Annotated in this window: 17 protein-coding genes and 2 tRNA genes; 12 read left to right on the top strand and 7 right to left on the bottom strand. The window is 39.2% G+C overall.

Annotation, left to right across the window (positions count from 1 at the left end; all coding sequences use genetic code 11):
- Positions 1-33: 33 nt before the first annotated feature.
- From I6E78_RS13755 to I6E78_RS13765, 3 genes are all read right to left on the bottom strand, one after another.
- Positions 34-414, bottom strand: a complete 381-nt coding sequence (locus I6E78_RS13755) for a hypothetical protein (RefSeq protein ID WP_011328360.1) — start codon at positions 412-414, stop codon at positions 34-36.
- Positions 415-581: 167 nt separating this feature from the next.
- Positions 582-672 (bottom strand) — tRNA-Ser (locus I6E78_RS13760).
- Between the two features lie 101 nt (positions 673-773).
- Positions 774-864: transfer RNA gene (locus tag I6E78_RS13765), tRNA-Ser, on the bottom strand.
- Between the two features lie 251 nt (positions 865-1,115).
- On the opposite strand from I6E78_RS13765, the gene I6E78_RS13770 reads away from it, so the two are divergent.
- From I6E78_RS13770 to I6E78_RS13795, 6 genes are read left to right on the top strand one after another with little or no spacing between them, the layout of a single operon-like run.
- The gene (locus I6E78_RS13770) at positions 1,116-1,781 is read left to right on the top strand and encodes a Bax inhibitor-1/YccA family protein (RefSeq protein WP_041454448.1); all 666 of its coding nucleotides are present in this window, start codon (positions 1,116-1,118) and stop codon (positions 1,779-1,781) included.
- A 54-nt stretch (positions 1,782-1,835) separates the two neighbouring features.
- Complete coding sequence (gene tusD / locus I6E78_RS13775; protein WP_011328362.1) at positions 1,836-2,189, top strand: sulfurtransferase complex subunit TusD; 354 nt, start codon at positions 1,836-1,838, stop codon at positions 2,187-2,189.
- Positions 2,186-2,542: a sulfurtransferase complex subunit TusC gene (gene tusC, locus I6E78_RS13780; protein ID WP_058373512.1), complete on the top strand. Its 357-nt coding sequence runs from the start codon at positions 2,186-2,188 to the stop codon at positions 2,540-2,542. Before tusD ends, tusC begins: the two co-directional genes overlap by 4 nt.
- A 20-nt stretch (positions 2,543-2,562) precedes the next feature.
- The gene (gene tusB, locus I6E78_RS13785) at positions 2,563-2,829 is read left to right on the top strand and encodes a sulfurtransferase complex subunit TusB (RefSeq protein WP_197182716.1); all 267 of its coding nucleotides are present in this window, start codon (positions 2,563-2,565) and stop codon (positions 2,827-2,829) included.
- 3 nt (positions 2,830-2,832) lie between these two features.
- Complete coding sequence (locus I6E78_RS13790) at positions 2,833-3,162, top strand: TusE/DsrC/DsvC family sulfur relay protein (protein WP_058373513.1); 330 nt, start codon at positions 2,833-2,835, stop codon at positions 3,160-3,162.
- Positions 3,162-3,845 carry a pseudouridine synthase gene (locus tag I6E78_RS13795; RefSeq protein ID WP_197182710.1) on the top strand — a complete coding sequence of 228 codons (684 nt, stop codon included), beginning with the start codon at positions 3,162-3,164 and terminating at the stop codon, positions 3,843-3,845. Before I6E78_RS13790 ends, I6E78_RS13795 begins: the two co-directional genes overlap by 1 nt.
- 65 nt (positions 3,846-3,910) lie before the next feature.
- Here I6E78_RS13795 and I6E78_RS13800 read toward each other — a convergent pair whose 3' ends face one another.
- Positions 3,911-5,182, bottom strand: coding sequence for a sensor domain-containing diguanylate cyclase (locus tag I6E78_RS13800; protein WP_197182711.1), 1,272 nt, complete (start codon positions 5,180-5,182; stop codon positions 3,911-3,913).
- Positions 5,183-5,519: 337 nt separating this feature from the next.
- On the opposite strand from I6E78_RS13800, the gene mnmA reads away from it, so the two are divergent.
- The 5 genes from mnmA to I6E78_RS13825 all read left to right on the top strand — a co-directional run bounded on the left by mnmA (position 5,520) and on the right by I6E78_RS13825 (position 10,336).
- A complete protein-coding gene (mnmA, locus tag I6E78_RS13805) occupies positions 5,520-6,620 on the top strand; it encodes a tRNA 2-thiouridine(34) synthase MnmA (RefSeq protein ID WP_011328368.1) in 1,101 nt (366 codons plus the stop codon).
- Positions 6,620-7,222 (top strand): high frequency lysogenization protein HflD, encoded by a 603-nt coding sequence (gene hflD, locus I6E78_RS13810; RefSeq protein WP_058373517.1) that lies wholly within the window; start codon positions 6,620-6,622, stop codon positions 7,220-7,222. Before mnmA ends, hflD begins: the two co-directional genes overlap by 1 nt.
- Before the next feature lie 31 nt (positions 7,223-7,253).
- Complete coding sequence (gene purB, locus I6E78_RS13815; protein WP_011328370.1) at positions 7,254-8,624, top strand: adenylosuccinate lyase; 1,371 nt, start codon at positions 7,254-7,256, stop codon at positions 8,622-8,624.
- 89 nt (positions 8,625-8,713) lie between these two features.
- Complete coding sequence (locus tag I6E78_RS13820) at positions 8,714-9,859, top strand: cupin domain-containing protein (RefSeq protein ID WP_011328371.1); 1,146 nt, start codon at positions 8,714-8,716, stop codon at positions 9,857-9,859.
- A 9-nt stretch (positions 9,860-9,868) separates the two neighbouring features.
- On the top strand, positions 9,869-10,336 hold the full coding sequence (locus I6E78_RS13825; RefSeq protein WP_197182712.1) for a GNAT family N-acetyltransferase: 468 nt from the start codon (positions 9,869-9,871) through the stop codon (positions 10,334-10,336).
- A gap of 61 nt (positions 10,337-10,397) precedes the next feature.
- Here the strand turns inward: I6E78_RS13825 and I6E78_RS13830 are convergent, their stop codons facing one another.
- Positions 10,398-10,844: a DUF4826 family protein gene (locus I6E78_RS13830; RefSeq protein ID WP_086998633.1), complete on the bottom strand. Its 447-nt coding sequence runs from the start codon at positions 10,842-10,844 to the stop codon at positions 10,398-10,400.
- Positions 10,845-10,969: 125 nt separating this feature from the next.
- On the bottom strand, positions 10,970-12,388 hold the full coding sequence (locus I6E78_RS13835; protein ID WP_086998636.1) for a M28 family metallopeptidase: 1,419 nt from the start codon (positions 12,386-12,388) through the stop codon (positions 10,970-10,972).
- Positions 12,389-12,587: 199 nt separating this feature from the next.
- Between I6E78_RS13835 and I6E78_RS13840 the strand changes: the two genes are divergently transcribed.
- The gene (locus I6E78_RS13840) at positions 12,588-13,385 is read left to right on the top strand and encodes a spermidine synthase (protein WP_197182713.1); all 798 of its coding nucleotides are present in this window, start codon (positions 12,588-12,590) and stop codon (positions 13,383-13,385) included.
- A gap of 3 nt (positions 13,386-13,388) precedes the next feature.
- Here the strand turns inward: I6E78_RS13840 and I6E78_RS13845 are convergent, their stop codons facing one another.
- The gene (locus I6E78_RS13845; protein WP_197182714.1) at positions 13,389-13,793 is read right to left on the bottom strand and encodes a GFA family protein; all 405 of its coding nucleotides are present in this window, start codon (positions 13,791-13,793) and stop codon (positions 13,389-13,391) included.
- Positions 13,794-13,937: the final 144 nt, after the last annotated feature.

The raw sequence follows: 13,937 nt of genomic DNA on the forward strand, positions 1-13,937 counted from the left end.
CTTTATCAGCATGCTTGCTTAATAATGCTACGATTATTTTTTTGCGGTTTTACGCAGCCCAAACAAAAACAGCCCTGCAGCAAACCCAGACATCACACTATTTATTAAAAATATCTCGCCCGTAGTAGCACTAAGTAAGTAACTAAAAATAGCGCCGCCTAATAAACCAAGCGTTAAAACCCCTGAATAATTTACTTTAGCGTACTTAAACATAAGTAAGTAACCTGGCACTACAAATGCGGCCATCGTTAACCCTACAATATGTGCGTTTGCTATTGCCGTCATCAATAATTGAAAAAATATTGATAAAAAGTCGCCACTCATAGCAAGGCCATAATAAACACCCAACATACCACCAATAATGATTGGGGAGAGTAATGAAAGCCCGACACTTTTTGCAAGTTGATGTTTCATCGTAAAATCCTTAAATATACAAACATAAGCCTCAATAATATAAGCATGCCCTAAGCGAGGTAGCTTATAAATAGAGACTATGGTCGTAATTTAAACTTACAAAACAAACGCGTTATTTTATATGAGGTACAAAAAAGCCCGCTAATTAAGCGGGCTGTTTTGTTATATGGTGGAGAGATAGGGATTTGAACCCTAGATGGGCTATAAACCCATGCCGGTTTTCAAGACCGGTGCATTCGACCACTCTGCCATCTCTCCGATACTGCTATAGTTAAAAATAAGAGTGTATTTTAAACTATTTTAAATAAATGCTTATTATTGATTTTAAAAACCAAAACACCATTTATTTGTTAAATAAGTGGTGGAGAGATAGGGATTTGAACCCTAGATGGGCTATAAACCCATGCCGGTTTTCAAGACCGGTGCATTCGACCACTCTGCCATCTCTCCGCACGGCCTGAATAATAGGGAAAGCGCAGAGGTTTGTGAAGCTTTATTTTAAATTAATTGTTTAAGTGATTAAAAAACAACTAATTTGTTTAAAGTTAAAGCAAAAGTGGCCTGTATTAATTGTAATTGAACTTTTATTTAAATATTTCACTCTATTGAACTACAAAGGTTTGCCCAAACATATAAGAGTTGTTAATCTAAATTTAGTTAAATTATCGGAACTACTCAGTTTCAACCACAGGAGCTCTACAATGGCGTTTAATCAATCGTACAATACCGCTAAACCGGTAATGTCTACCATTGAAACAAACAAGGTGCTTAAAAACACCTACCTATTACTTGCTATGACACTCGCATTTAGCGCTGTTACAGCGGGTATTTCAATGGCACTACAGTTACCATACTTTATGGGATTAGTGTTCACACTTGTCTCGTTCGGCTTATTATTTGTAGTAAATAAAAAAGCAGAAACTGCATCTGGTGTATTTTGGGTATTTGCTTTTACCGGCTTAATGGGCGCAGGCCTTGGCCCAATGCTTAACCACTATGCAGAAATGCCTAATGGCCCTATGCTAATTATGCAAGCGCTGGGCTCTACCGCGCTGATATTTTTTGGTTTATCGGCTTATGCACTTAACACTAAAAAAGACTTCTCATTTATGGGTGGCTTTTTAACGGTTGGTTTAATCGTTGTTATTGTGGCAAGCATTGTTAATATTTTCATCGGTAGTTCACTGATGTTTATGGTACTTAATGCTGCTGTGGTATTAATTATGTCTGGTTTAATTTTATTTGATACCAGCCGTATTATTAACGGTGGCGAAACAAATTATATTCGCGCAACTGTGTCACTTTACCTAAGTGTATATAACTTATTTACTTCATTACTTGCTCTGCTTGGCGCAAATAATGACTAATTAAAAAGTTCTGTTAAAATAGCCCCTTAATTGGGGCTTTTTTTTGGAATAATTTTGTCGCGTTTCGTCTTGTCTTTACATACTCCACCCTCTGATCACGATACTACGCAGCGTTTAGTTAAATTTGCGCACGCTTGCTTAGCGCAAGGACACACCATAGACGCTATATTTTTATATCAGCAAGGGGTTTATCATGCATCAAACCACTTTGATCTTCCCACTGATGAGCTACAAATTCCGATGTTATGGCAGCAATTAGCCGATCAAAAAATTAATTTAATGTTATGTGTAACCGCCGCTGAAAAACGGGGGTTAGACATTAAACACACCAATGTGTTTAATGTTGCTGGGCTTGCTGAATTTGCCATGCTTGCTAGTGATGCCGACAAATGGATACAGTTTAAATGATTAACGTACTCGTAATGAGCCAATGCAGCCCTTTTGATGACTTGCATATTCGCGACGCCCTAGACATGACCCTCATATTTGCAGCTGTCGATCAGAATATCAGTTGGCTATTTAGTGGCCCAGCTGTACTGGCATTAAAAAAGCAACAACAACCAAATATGCTGGGTATAAAAGATTTTTTTAAAAACATTAAAACATTAGAAATTTATGACGTTGAAAATATTTACGTCTGCGAAAAGTCACTGCTCGATTATGGCCTAAACAAAAATGATTTATTGTTAGATGTGCAAGCACTAAACTTTGATCAGCAAAAAACGCTAATTAAAACCCAGCAACATGTGGTGAACCTATGAGTAACCTACAAACTAATGCTTTGAGCACCTTACATATATTTTCTAAACCCCTTAGCTACTACAGCGCAAATCGATTAGAAAACCTAATTCAAGCAACCGATATTGTACTTCTAGTTGGGGATGCCTGTTATGCAGTAAAACAGTATCGACAATTTGCCGACTCATTGTTTATTTTAGCGCCTGATGCGAATGCCCGCGCTATTAAACTTAATGATAACGATAAAGTAATTAGCTATGACGAATTTGTAACCCTTAGCTTATCAACCAATCAATCTATTACCTGGTAACTTATGCTTGAAATTAACAACCAACAGCTTGAAACAGACAAACAAGGTTATTTACTTGACCATACTTTATGGTCAAAAGAATTAGCGCCCATTATTGCACAGCAAGAAAACATTAATTTAACTGAGCAGCATTGGGAAGTAATTAACTTTGTGCGCAACTTTTACCTTGAATACAACACCAGCCCCGCTATCAGAATGCTGGTAAAAGCGATGGCTAAAGCGCTCGGTGAAGATAAAGGTAATAGCCTATATTTATATAAATTATTTCCTAAAGGCCCGGCAAAACAAGCGACTAAAATTGCCGGCTTACCAAAACCTGCCAGGTGCATATAATGAATAATAAGTCAGCTAATAAGCAAGACCACACAGCTAAACCCAAACGTAATACTGGCAGAACCTATTCTCGCAGCGCGCTAAAAAGCGTCGCTTCAAAAAGAGAAATAAAACCAGCAATAGCTGCGCAAGATATAAAAATAGTCTTATTTAATAAGCCTTTCGACGTTTTATGTCAATTTACTGATGATGCCAACAGAAAAACCCTTGCTGAATTTATTCCTATAAAAGAAGTTTACGCTGCAGGCAGACTCGACAGAGACAGTGAAGGTTTATTACTGCTCACCAATTGCGGTAAATTACAAAACACCCTAACCGCACCGGGTAAAAAAACCAGTAAAACTTACTGGGTTCAGGTAGAAGGTGAGCCAAGCTCAGAGTCAATTGCTGCATTATGTAAAGGCGTAGAATTAAAAGATGGCCTTACATTACCCGCTAAAGTGAGCATCATCAGTGAGCCAACAGTATGGGCGCGTAATCCGCCAGTAAGAGAGCGAAAATTAATACCTACAACTTGGCTCAGCATAACAATAAGTGAAGGGCGTAACCGCCAAGTTAGGCGCATGACAGCTCATATTGGCCACCCTACTTTGCGCTTAATTCGCTATAGTATTGGTAAATATACCCTAGATGGCATTAATAACGGCGAGTATAAAGTGCTTACAGGTATAGAGCATACCTAACTGATGTAAACCAACCTACAATCGCTAATTTATAAGCCATTATTAACTTTAAATTAGCGTTTACACTATTTTCCTGGGCTTAGCGCAATACAATTACGCCCTTGGTTTTTTGCATAGTAAAGAGCATCATCGGCAGCTTGAATAAATGTTAAATGATCATCACACTGATGATGATTAACAGTATTAATTCCCATGCTTACTGATAAATATCCTGTAAAGCTATCTTCATGCACAATTGCCAGCATTTCAATTGCTTTTTGAATTTGTTCAGCCACAAATAACGCCCCTTGTTTATCTGTTTGAGGAAGTAATACAACAAACTCTTCGCCCCCATAACGGGCAACAAAATCCTCTGGTCGGCTCACTGTATCGGCAATTTTTTGTGCCACAGCGTGTAGGCAATTATCGCCTGCAATGTGCCCGTAACGGTCGTTAAAGTTTTTGAAGTTATCAATATCAATTATAATGAGTGAAAGCTGACAGTTTGCTAATTTAACACGAGAGTATTCATCAACAATTTTTTCATCAAAGCGGCGCCTATTGGCAATTTTGGTTAACGAATCTAAAAACGCCATTTCGCTTAAAATCTCATGCGCTTTAATCCGCTCAGTGGCGTCGTTATAAACAATCAAAAACTCGTTACCAATACTAATACCCGATACCTGCATAACGACTTGTTCACCATTTTTGCAGGTTATTTGGTAGTCGTTTGCAGGAATATCGCCTTTATTACTTTCGGCTTGTGCAAGCGATGCGTTCCATAATGCCCGAGCGGTATTTCTTTTATCTATATCTGGGTAGGCTTTTTCCCACCAGGTATCTACATTGGGCGTATCATTTATAGTAAAACCAAATACATCAATATATCGCTGGTTAACTTTTAATATATCACCCGTTTCAACGCACACATTACAAATAGGCATAGGAAGCACTGTAAATAATTTTGCATAATGGCTCAGCTCGTGATTACGCATAGGATGATGCGTGTGAGCAATTAAATATTTTTGTTGTGGGTCGTTATGTTCGTTAAGTAATTTGGCATTCATAGTCGCTACAAAGTGCCATTCAACCCACCATGTTTCTAAATGCTCTAATAATGCTTTTTCTACTTTTAGATTAGGGCTCAACGACTGTTCAATTAATTTAAATAACTCAACAATAGGATGCGGCTCTTGAAAAAAAATAGGGGGGGTTATTGTGATCAATTCATCAAACAAATAATAAGCTGTTTCTTTAAGTTCACTCAACGGGTTGTTGAGCAACTCACTTATATCGGTTTTTTTTGAGTAATCTACAATAAAAGATTTTACTCTATTAACGTGAGAGGCATAATTCATATATTCATTCCTTTGACTATATTTATAATAATTCTAATTACCATATAATATTAAAACTTAGCAAATACACAATAACTAGCAATGTAAATATAGCACTAACTTACTACGTAAAGCTATAAGCTATAATCCTCTTAAAACTTAACATTCATTTTTATATATTTTACTTTCGCCTTTGTCATACGTTCTAACTGCTAAATAAGTTTAGTCTAAATAAAAAATAACTACAAAAGCACTGCATTACAGCTAAGCCTCTTTAAGCGCTGCTTAAATACATGCTATAATCGCGGCCTTTCCAAGATGTTATTAATAACAGTAATCTGTATAAGCGAAATTATTCATGAGCGAAAATAGTCACATTAAAGTCATCGTAGGTATGTCCGGCGGTGTTGATTCTTCTGTATCTGCATATTTGTTAAAGCAACAAGGCTATCAGGTAGAAGGCCTGTTTATGAAGAACTGGGAAGAAGACGACAATGATGAATATTGCGCCGCAGCTGATGATTTAAAAGACGCCCAAGCAGTTTGCGATAAACTCGGTATTGAACTGCATACAGTTAACTTTGCTGCTGAGTATTGGGATAACGTATTTGAGTACTTTTTAGCTGAATACAAAGCTGGTCGCACCCCTAATCCAGATATAATGTGCAATAAAGAAATTAAGTTTAAAGCCTTTTTAGAATTTGCTGCCCAAGCATTAGGCGCCGACTTTATTGCCACCGGCCACTATGTGCGCCGCGAACTACGCGATGACAAATACGTTATGTGCCGCGGGTTAGATGATAATAAAGATCAAAGTTACTTTTTATACACGCTTAGCCACGAACATATTGGCCAAACATTATTCCCTGTTGGCGATATTGCTAAGCCAGAAGTGCGCCGCATAGCTGAAGAGCAAGACTTAATTACTCACGATAAAAAAGACAGCACAGGTATATGTTTTATTGGTGAGCGCAAATTTAAAGACTTTTTACAAAAGTTTTTACCTGCCCAACCCGGTGTTATCGAAGACACTGATGGTAACAATGTAGGCGAGCACGAAGGATTAATGTACCACACCCTAGGCCAACGCAAAGGCTTACTTATTGGTGGTATGAAAGAAGGCTCAGGCGAGCCATGGTATGTAGTAGATAAAGACCTTGAGCGAAATGTACTTATTGTTGGCCAAGGTAAAGATCACCCTCGTCTATACAGTAATGGCCTTAATGCTAACCAATTGCACTGGGTTGACCGAATTGGCCCTAAAGGCACTACTCGCTGCACAGTTAAAACCCGTTACCGCCAAGAAGACTTAAGCTGTACGCTACTTGTGGGCGAAGACGGCATGGCACGCGTATTATTCGACGAGCCACAAAAAGCCGTTACTCCAGGTCAATCTGCCGTATTTTACGCAGAAGATGTGTGTTTAGGTGGTGGTATTATTGATTCGGTGATTAAGTAATGAATGAACACCAAGTCATGGCGCTTGCCGCCATGTGCCAAGTTGCTAAACAAGTTCAAAAAGTTGCTCAATACGGCAATAATAATGAACACGATTTAGAAATACTACTTTCGAGTATTATTCAAACCTCACCGGCATCGCCAGAGGATGTATACCAAGGCACAGATAACCTACGCGATGGCTACAAAACATTGTTGGCACAGCTAAGTGCTGGCGCGCAAAAAGATGTTGAAATTGTAAAATACGTCGGTGGTTTAATGCAGCTAGAACGTGCCTTGAGTGCAAACGACAAAAGCTTAAACGAATTAGGTAAACGTATTGATGACATTCATCGACGTTTAGATCATTTTGCTATAACCGACGAGAGCGTTGTCGCCGGTTTAGCGGATATATACTCAACGGTGCTAAGCCCCCTTGGGCACCGTATACAGGTTTATGGTAAACCTGAGTTACTAAAGCAGCAGCTCACTCAAAATAAAATCCGCGCATTATTATTAGCCGGCATTAGAAGTGCAGTTTTATGGCGACAGATGGGCGGTAAACGCCGTCACTTTTTCTTTGCAAAAAGAAAAATAATCGCCATTGCTAAAGCAAAAATTTAATTATCGTTCAAACTAAAATTTAGGAGTTATTATGGAGCTTTCAGCGTTAACGGCTATCTCTCCAGTGGATGGTCGCTACGGCAGCAAAACCACTGAACTACGCAGTATTTTCAGCGAATTTGGCCTAATCAAATACCGCGTAACCGTTGAAGTGCGTTGGTTGCAAGCGTTAGCTGCAGCGAGCGATATTAAAGAAGTCCCTGCATTTAGCGAACAAGCTAATGCATTACTAAACGCCATTGTTGATAACTTCAGCGAAGCTGATGCACAGCGCGTTAAAGATATTGAACGCACAACAAATCACGACGTTAAAGCGGTTGAATACCTTCTAAAAGAAAAAGTAGCCGATAACGCAGAGCTTCATGCAATTAACGAATTTATTCATTTTGCATGTACCTCAGAAGACATTAACAACCTATCGCATGGTTTAATGCTAACTGAAGCACGCAATAATGTATTACTACCATATTGCGATCAGTTACTTAGCGCAATTAAAGAAAAAGCGATTGAGTACAAAACAATCCCTATGATGACACGTACGCACGGGCAACCTGCTACACCGTCTACTATGGGTAAAGAGTTTGCTAACGTTTACATGCGTTTAAAGCGCCAACGCGACCAAATCGCACAAGTAGAAATGCTAGGTAAAGTTAACGGTGCTGTAGGTAACTACAACGCTCACCTTAGTGCATACCCAGATTACGATTGGCACACACATGCAGACAAATTTGTATCAAGCCTAGGTTTAACTCTAAACCCGTTTACTACACAAATTGAACCGCATGACTACATTGCTGAGCTTTTTGATGCTATTGCCCGTTTTAACACAATACTGCTCGATTTTGACCGTGACATGTGGGGTTACATTGCCCTTAATCACTTTAAGCAAAAAACCATTGCTGGCGAAATTGGCTCATCAACAATGCCACATAAAGTTAACCCTATTGATTTTGAAAACTCAGAAGGTAACTTAGGTTTAGCAAATGCTATTTTTTCTCACCTTGCACAAAAGCTGCCTGTTTCTCGCTGGCAACGTGATCTTACCGACTCAACGGTATTACGTAACTTAGGTGTAGGTATGGGTTATGCACTTATTGCATACCAATCAACACTTAAAGGTGTAAGTAAGCTTGAAGTAAACGAGCAACGTTTATTAGAAGAGCTTGATCAAAACTGGGAACTGCTAGCAGAGCCAATTCAAACAGTTATGCGTAAGTACGGTATCGAAAAGCCATACGAAAAGCTTAAAGACTTAACCCGTGGCAAACGTGTAAACCAAGAAATAATGGCAGACTTCATCGATGGTTTAGACCTTCCTGAACACGCTAAAGTAGAAATGAAAAAACTAACACCTGCTAATTATATTGGCCGCGCTGTTGAGTTTATTGATGATTTAGTTTAATAACTAAACTAAAATCAATGAAAAAGCGAAAGGTCTCCTTTCGCTTTTTTTGTTTTAATACCACTTGCACTAATTTGTAGGGCCACTGTATGTATCAATTAAAAATAAATGACTTATCAGAGCAAGAGTTTTTAACTCAGTTCTGGCAAAAAAAACCACTCTTAATTAAACAAGGTTTTAGTAATTTTCAGGACCCGCTTGATGCGAATGAACTTGCAGGCCTTGCAATGGAAGACAGCATAGAGTCGCGTATTGTTACTAATCATAATAATGAATGGCAATCGCACCAAGGGCCGTTTGAAGACTTTGAACAGCTTACAGAGCAACACTCTACTTTATTAGTACAAGCGGTTGATCATTGGCATAACGATGCAGCACAGCTGCTAGAGCCGTTTCGATTTATCCCAAACTGGCGCATAGATGATTTAATGATCAGCTATTCAACGCCTGGCGGTGGTGTTGGCCCGCATTTAGATCAATACGATGTATTTATTATTCAAGGTGAAGGCAAACGCCATTGGCGAGTAGGCCTGCCAGATCCTAGCCTTAAACAATTCACCCAAAATAAAACATTATTGCAAGTAGAAGCGTTTACTGCGGTTATTGATTGTATTTTAGAACCCGGCGATATTTTATATATTCCACCAGGTTGCCCGCACGAAGGTTATGCCGTAGAAAACGCCCTTAATTATTCGGTGGGTTTTAGAGCGCCAAATCAACAAGATTTACTCTCTAGCTTTGCCGATCATATTATTGATACCGAAAGCGGACAAAAGCGTTACACCGACCACAACCTTACATTAAGAGAGTCTAAGGGCGAGCTGAGCGATACTGAGGTTGATAAAGTAAAAGTGCTAATGCAGGCATTACTAAACGACCACACCTTATTTAAACAATGGCTTGGCACAACTTTAAGCCAACCAAAGCACGATATGGACTTAATGCCTGTTGAGCAACCGTTTAATGCGGCGCAAATAGCCGATGCAATAAACAGTGACGACATAAGCTTTGAACGCCTAGGTGGAACGCGTGCTATATATCAGCAAACAGCTGATGAATTATTAGTAAGTGTTAACGGAGAAAACTACTCTGTACCAAATAGTGACTTGAATGCTGTTAAGTTACTTACTGATTTTACAGGTTTTAATGCGCAACAGCTAAAAAACACGGCCCCAAGCCTAGTTTTTATTGAAATATTCACTACACTAATTAATGAGGGTATTTGGTTCAATTAGAGGTGTATTATGGACTACCGGGTAGAACAGGTCGATTGGCACAGCCAAAAAGCGCTACTGCAGCAAATAAGAGAGCGTGTATTTGTTTATGAGTTACATATTCCTAAACATATTGAATTTGACAACCTAGACCCACTTGCCCAACATATTCTTGTCACCTGTATTACCAACGACACACAGTCTCCTGTAGCCACAGGCAGGCTGTGTAGCGATGGCCTTATAGGCCGTATAGCTGTATTACCCGCCCACCGCAATCGCAATGTTTACAAATCCCTACTTAACTTTATTGTTTCACTTGCTGCAGAGCAAAATATTGAAGTACTGAGTATTAACTGCATTTTAGAAGAAGTTGAATTATTTAAACAAAATGGCTTTAGCCAACAAGGCAATGTATTCATGGAGGCTGGCATTGCAAAGCTACGAATGCAATGCCCTGTTACCAGCTTTGAAACTCGTCCATTTACGTTAACGCATTAAAAAGCGAGCTACAATAAATAAAGTAGCTCGCTTTTTAATTTGTTATACAAACATATTAAACTTATTTAGGCTCGTTAGCCCACAGTTGTTCATTTTCGTGCATTTCGTATAAACCATGGGCACGATTGATCAGTAAATTGGCAAAATCAACCTTGGTTTTTTCACTCGCCCCTGTTTGCATTATTTGATCAGCTTTTAACTGCCATTGCAGTGAAAAATAACGTATTGCATCGCGAGCATCTTTTGCAGCACTCACTTCAGCATGATCAGTTGGTAAACGACCGGTAATTACCCAATAGTTTTTACCGTTTTGCGCCTTAAATTTCCATAGAGCACAAAATGGGGCTAAAAAACGACTGTCTTTTTCAATCAACGTTTTAGGCATAATGCCTTTTTCAGCTAAATGCTTTTGTGCGTTTTGAAAACATTCACGCTGCCATAATATATTTTGCTGCTCTACTTGAGCTTGTTCTTGTGCTGTTAACGGTTTTTTTTCTTGTTGTGTCATTATTAATAACCTTTTACTTCTTTTTTAACACTTTAAGGGCTTAACAAATAAGGTGCAAGTACAAAAATAGTATTTTTTGGCCTCAAACCCGCTGTTTGCTTGGTTTTTAGCCAAATTCATAAGCTTTACTTAACTATTTTAATATTATGATCGAATGAGCCCACATCCCCCGGAAATACCACCGGCGACTCAATCCCTTCTTTATTAATGGCTGCAACACCAAAATAGTAATTATCAATTACTACATTGTTAAGTGTAGCTTGAGTAACCTTACCCACGGTTTTACTAAACTGCCATTGTGGCTCGCTGGTATAACGCCAATAAATACGATAACCGGTTATATTATTGTCTTTAGATGCCTGCCACGACAAACGCGTATTAGCCGTTACCGCACCCGCGATTTTCACGTCTTTAGGAGGGGCTGGTGCCCACGCCATCGACGCTAAACTTACAGCATTAAGTGCGGTTAATTTGGCCGCATAGTCAAAATCAACGCCTTTGATCGTATCGCCATATTCAATGCCGTTTTCAATGCGTAAGTCTTGATGCTGGCGATCGTAATGCTCGTTTGTTTCCATAATGCGCACTGCAGCAAAGCCCGCGTCATTAAAAGGTCTATGGTGCCCACCTCTACCAAATCGGTCTAACCGATAAACTAACATAGTATTTAAATTAGCAATGTATCTGTCGGCAATGGTATCTATGTAACGCGCCAAGTTACGACTAGCTGAGTCAACCTCGCCCCCCGTAAAGCGCCGCGTTCGTGCTTGCTCTTTAGTTTCTATTACGCGCGTACCTTCAGAAAATATCCGCGCTGTGGTGTTATCGGTTACGCCATTAACCCCGGTAATATTGCCTATCATGTCGTTGTTTAGTACTGCGTGTACTTGCCAGTCGTGTTTTTGCGCATAAGCGGTTAAAATTTTACCACCAAATAAACCCTGCTCCTCGCCCGACAGCGCCGCGTACACCACAGAGCCATTAAATTTATGTTTACTCAATACACGCGCCGCCTCTATTACGCCCGCCACACCAGAGGCGTTATCGTTAGCCCCCGGCGAGTCGCTAGTAAAATCCATCACATCGCTTACGCGTGAGTCTATATCGCCCGACATTATTACCATACGGTTAGGCTCGCTTATACCGCGCTGAATAGCGACAATATTAACCACTTCGGTTGCATCAGGAATTCGTTTTTCGCCCGATATAGTGTCTTTTACTTCAATAATCTCTAGGCATCCGCCGCATTGTGCTGATATTTTTTCGAACTCTTGTTTTATCCAGCGCCTTGCTGCACCAATGCCACGGGTTTCCGATTTAGTGTCTGATAATGTATGGCGCGTACCAAAATCCACCAGCGTTTGAATATCGCCACCAATACGCTGCGCTGAAATATCACCGGCTATAGCATGCAATTTTTGTTGATCAGTGTATTTAATCTCGCCCGCTGCCAATGCTTGCGAAGTTAAACCCACAAAACAAGCAGCTGTAAGGGTACTCACGCTAAGTAATTTTGTTGTTATTTTAAAAGGTGTTTTAAGCATTTATAGCTCCTTATTTTTATTATAATCACCATTACGCAAGTAAGCTTATTGCGCAATACTTTTGCGGTAGGCACCACAAAAAAGTAAGCTAGAGTACAGGTTAAAGGTTTAATTAAGCCAAATAATTAGCAACTACAATATTTAGTAATATAGTTATTTTATTTATGTCACACTAGCTTCTTTATGTATTAAAAACTTTATGCGCCAATTAAAAAACGATACCAAGCTTAGTAATCAAATCTATCATGCCGACAGTAAGTTTGGTCCGGTACGCGTTTATCAAAATAAAGATTATAGATGGCTCACTTTTAATAACGATCCGCCGCTAGGCTCTACCCTTCAAGGAGTAATGAGCAAAGCCCGGCCTGAACTATTATGTGTACCAATATATCAAAGCATGTTGTTATTTTTATTAGCCCCGGTTAGTGAGCTACGTATTTTAAATTTGGGCTTAGGCACTGCAGCAATAGAGCGCGCACTTAAACACATTGAATCTAGCCGCCGTAATTTAATTGATACGTTTGAAAGTGTAGAAATAAACCCTGATGTTATAAGTATCGCTAAGCAATTTTTTAAATTACCCAGTGATCATACTGTGCACCAGCAATGTGCTCAGCAATTTATTAGTCAATGCACTCAACAATACGACCTAATTTACATAGATATATTTAGTGGCGAGCACCACCAAACGTTTATTCAAAGCGAGTCGTTTTGGCACGCCATTAACCACTGCATTAATAAAAGCGGCCAGGCAATCATTAACCTAAACTCCAAAACAGGGCAAGAATTACAAACCACTTTAGTATTGTTACGCCATTACTTTAACTGTATTGCACTTATAGAGTTTAATGAGTACAAAAACATTGTACTTATACTAAGTAACCTTTCGTTAAAGCATATAACGGTAGAGGCAATACAAGCCTCAACAGTAATGCAAAGCATAGCGCCAAACTTGCATAGCAATATAAATACTATTTACCATATAGAAGCAAAATAAAACTTAACGGCCAGGTTCAAATGTATCGTAACAAGGTAAGCTCGTTTCTAGCAGTTCCCAATTAGCCCTAGAAGTCACAAAATTATGTGATAATGGCTTTTCTGTAATCGTTGAATCTATAAGACCTAAGCGAATTCTATACCGAGATTTATCATCCGCATTAGCACTATAAATAGGTGAACCACAACACTTACAGAAATAACGCGTACGCCCTGCTTTAAAAGAATACTCACTTAGTAAATTATTACCTGTTGAAATTGAAAATTCATGCACGTTTATAAACCCGTTAGTTGCAAAAGCGGTTCCGCTATTTTTTCTGCAAAGTGAACAATGACAATGGATAATACTCGTAATAGCACCCGTTATTTTTACTGTAACCTCACCACATAAACATGAACCTGTGTACATACAACTTCCTTATAATTAAATTACGCGGATTCAAATCTGAAGTGCATAACGTTTAGGCGGCTTTAGCCGCCAAGTGATCCTGCATCAATTTTGCAGGCGTTTCAAATCCAAGTGTCTTCCTCGGACGATTATTAAGTTGCTCAA

This window comes from Pseudoalteromonas sp. NZS127 (genome assembly GCF_015864805.1).
GTDB lineage: Bacteria > Pseudomonadota > Gammaproteobacteria > Enterobacterales > Alteromonadaceae > Pseudoalteromonas > Pseudoalteromonas nigrifaciens.

Bases quoted from the DNA above. Each gene is read 5' to 3' on its own strand.
- I6E78_RS13830 (WP_086998633.1), bottom strand. From the start codon at position 10,844: ATGACACAACAAGAAAAAAAACCGTTAACAGCACAAGAACAAGCTCAA.
- I6E78_RS13835 (WP_086998636.1), bottom strand. From the start codon at position 12,388: ATGCTTAAAACACCTTTTAAAATAACAACAAAATTACTTAGCGTGAGT.
- I6E78_RS13795 (WP_197182710.1), top strand. From the start codon at position 3,162: ATGAATAATAAGTCAGCTAATAAGCAAGACCACACAGCTAAACCCAAA.
- I6E78_RS13825 (WP_197182712.1), top strand. From the start codon at position 9,869: ATGGACTACCGGGTAGAACAGGTCGATTGGCACAGCCAAAAAGCGCTA.
- I6E78_RS13845 (WP_197182714.1), bottom strand. From the start codon at position 13,793: ATGTACACAGGTTCATGTTTATGTGGTGAGGTTACAGTAAAAATAACG.
- I6E78_RS13800 (WP_197182711.1), bottom strand. From the start codon at position 5,182: ATGAATTATGCCTCTCACGTTAATAGAGTAAAATCTTTTATTGTAGAT.
- I6E78_RS13770 (WP_041454448.1), top strand. From the start codon at position 1,116: ATGGCGTTTAATCAATCGTACAATACCGCTAAACCGGTAATGTCTACC.
- mnmA (WP_011328368.1), top strand. From the start codon at position 5,520: ATGAGCGAAAATAGTCACATTAAAGTCATCGTAGGTATGTCCGGCGGT.
- I6E78_RS13755 (WP_011328360.1), bottom strand. From the start codon at position 414: ATGAAACATCAACTTGCAAAAAGTGTCGGGCTTTCATTACTCTCCCCA.
- tusC (WP_058373512.1), top strand. From the start codon at position 2,186: ATGATTAACGTACTCGTAATGAGCCAATGCAGCCCTTTTGATGACTTG.
- hflD (WP_058373517.1), top strand. From the start codon at position 6,620: ATGAATGAACACCAAGTCATGGCGCTTGCCGCCATGTGCCAAGTTGCT.
- I6E78_RS13840 (WP_197182713.1), top strand. From the start codon at position 12,588: ATGCGCCAATTAAAAAACGATACCAAGCTTAGTAATCAAATCTATCAT.
- I6E78_RS13790 (WP_058373513.1), top strand. From the start codon at position 2,833: ATGCTTGAAATTAACAACCAACAGCTTGAAACAGACAAACAAGGTTAT.
- purB (WP_011328370.1), top strand. From the start codon at position 7,254: ATGGAGCTTTCAGCGTTAACGGCTATCTCTCCAGTGGATGGTCGCTAC.
- I6E78_RS13820 (WP_011328371.1), top strand. From the start codon at position 8,714: ATGTATCAATTAAAAATAAATGACTTATCAGAGCAAGAGTTTTTAACT.